This is a genomic window from Variovorax sp. E3, from assembly GCF_016082275.1.
Taxonomy (GTDB): Bacteria; Pseudomonadota; Gammaproteobacteria; order Burkholderiales; family Burkholderiaceae_C; genus Variovorax.
This window is the reverse complement of the sequence record NZ_MOWM01000386.1, coordinates 1-505: the sequence shown is the minus strand read 5'-3', so window position 1 is coordinate 505 and position 505 is coordinate 1. Positions and strand designations below refer to the sequence as shown.

The window sequence follows — 505 nt, the reverse complement described above, 5'->3', positions numbered from 1 at the left end:
GCCGGCCGGCGTGCCGGGGCGCTGCACGCGCGGCAGCCAGTCGTGGCGCACGCCGAGGCGGCCCATCCAGTCGGGCCAGCGTTCGGCCATGGGGTCGAAGCCCAGCTTCAGCGCGTTGTGGGTGTCGCTGAACCCGAAGCGGCCCGCGAGCCGCCCGGCGATCCAGTCGGCCTGGTGCAGCAGGTGAACCGCCGAAGGGTACAGCTGCTGCAGCCGCAGCATGCGCGCGAGCGGGGAGCTGGCGCCGTGCGCGGCCGATTCGGGCGGGGCGTGTTGCCCGACCTGCGCGGCTTCGTCGGCGCAGGAGGCGTCGTTGTACATCCAGCCGTCGGACAGCGGCCGGCCTTCGGCATCCGTCACCAGCACGGTGCCCGAGGTGCCGTCCACCGCGAGCGCGCGCACGCGGGCCGGCTCGATGTGCGTGAACAGCGCCGTCAGCGCCTGCTGCACGCCGGCCCACCACAGCGCCGGCGACTGCCGCCGCGCGTTGCCGTCTGCCTCGGGC

Annotated in this window: 1 pseudogene; it reads right to left on the bottom strand. The window is 75.4% G+C overall.

Annotated elements, in window-relative coordinates:
* Nucleotides 1–505, bottom strand: a pseudogene (locus tag BMG07_RS41015) (carbohydrate kinase); the annotation flags it as partial.